The 1,829-nt window shown below is 27.8% G+C and carries 2 protein-coding genes; both read right to left on the bottom strand.

The window, feature by feature from the left end; translation table 11 throughout:
• Positions 1-247: 247 nt before the first annotated feature.
• The gene (locus ACWYN7_RS17215; RefSeq protein ID WP_462861212.1) at positions 248-547 is read right to left on the bottom strand and encodes a hypothetical protein; all 300 of its coding nucleotides are present in this window, start codon (positions 545-547) and stop codon (positions 248-250) included.
• A gap of 1,006 nt (positions 548-1,553) precedes the next feature.
• On the bottom strand, positions 1,554-1,829 hold a 276-nt coding region (locus ACWYN7_RS17210; protein WP_462861211.1), incomplete at its 5' end, for a hypothetical protein.

Here is a 1,829-nt window from a genome sequence, read left to right as displayed (position 1 = left end):
AATAAACCAAGTCCAACTGATGAGGTACAATATTTTAATTGGCTTGCCTGGTTTGCTTGGGAATCTATGATGAGTGAAGTGATCTCGTTTTCGGAGTTTTATGATTAAAAGAGAAGGGAGCCCCCTTCTCTTTTAATCTATCTTTATCCGAAATAAAACGGTATATTTTAAATCGAGATTGTGTTTTTTAGTTCTAAATGATTTAGAGAGCTACCTAATTCTTACTTTAAAAAAATCTAAAAATACCTTAGAAGTTTTTCGAGATATAGTTCTTAATAATTTTCTTCCATTTTTTAGTGTTTGAATAGTAAAATTCAAAAACTTTTCCTTCATAATTTTGTAAAAATTTCTCCCTTAGATCTTTCGCTCTAAATTCCTTGTACTTTTGAAAATCTAATTCTGTTTTTGGATTTTGTACACCTTGATGTTCTAAATACTCTTTATCGAAACTATATTTCTGTGCATACGCTTCAACCATATCAGACCAATAATCTATTTCTTCTATTATACCAAATATCTCAAATTTTAATATTAATTCTTTTTTCATCTATTTGTTTACTTATGTTTGTATAAATATAGTATTTTATTTTAATTAATCATATATGTGATTTGATTTTGTGCATGACATATTTTAATACAAATAAAACATCAATTTGTTGTACCTATCTTGTACCCAACAAAAAAAACTAAACATGCATGTTGAGGTTTTCTTTAGTACTCCAGGTGGGAATGGAACCTACACTCTCTAAATAACTAAATTTTGAATTTGAGTCTCGCCTAAACTCGTTTTAATGGTTTTTTGTTCTATTACCATTTTTTTAATTGGGATTTTTACTTTTTTGATGCTTTGCGTGGTCTAAATGTGCATCTAATTCGCCTTCAAGTATTTTTTTCAACTCCGCGTTTGTGGAGCTTTTTTATAAAACTGGCTAGTTCTGATCTTGTTTTTGAATTGTTTTAAAAAATCTTAGTTTAATAACCCTTTTAGTCTTACAATAAATGTATACGTAAATTTCAGAATAACTTTACTTACACACTTATTGGTTTAGTACCCGATTATTAGAATTATTTCTAGCCTTTATAATGTAAATTGTATCTTTTGCATACTGTCTTCTATTTTATACAATTATAACATTTTGTAATTGACAAAGTCAACTTACTTTTACTGTGGTTATAGTTATCTGGTTTTTAAATTGTTTTTTTAGTGTCATTTTATGCATATAAAATTGACTAAGGTTAATTAGTAATCATTGATGCAATTAAGCTAACACCAAAAATCGTTGTAGTCTCTTTTCGAATTAAGTGAGGTTTACTTGAAAGACTGATATATTTCTTCTTTGGGTTTGAGAAGGAATCTTTTATAGCTCTCTTTACAGATTGATTGATTAGCTCTGGAAGCTCTTATAGTGTCATTTTAACGGTTATTACCCTTTGCATCTATTTAAAATTTTATGCAAAGAAAAAGGAGGTTAAGATAGCAACCTAAACTGTAGAACCATAACAGATCCAAAAAAGTGCCATATATGGTTACTTTTTATTATTTTCAATATGTTTTAAAAGTTGCTGAAACTCCAAAGGTCTTTGTAGCTCCCATTATGAATTTTTCTAGAAGTATCTTCACTACAATTACAAATAGCACTAAAAATTTTGTGTTGGATTTTTGGGTCAAAATTATTGACTATTAAGTTTATATATCCGGTTTTCTTAAGAAGCAAGAATTTTTGATTTAGAGTAAAAGCTCTTTCGGATATTTTTTTGCTTTTTATATTATTGTTATTTAGTGTTTGAGCCTTCTTTTTGTTCTCAATGACATCTTTAATATCTTTTAG

It is taken from the genome of Polaribacter sp. M10 (genome assembly GCF_054968445.1).
The sequence above is the reverse complement of the archived record's forward strand: the minus strand, read 5'-3'. Positions and strand labels throughout refer to the sequence as shown.

Bases quoted from the DNA above. Each gene is read 5' to 3' on its own strand.
- ACWYN7_RS17215 (WP_462861212.1), bottom strand. From the start codon at position 547: ATGAAAAAAGAATTAATATTAAAATTTGAGATATTTGGTATAATAGAA.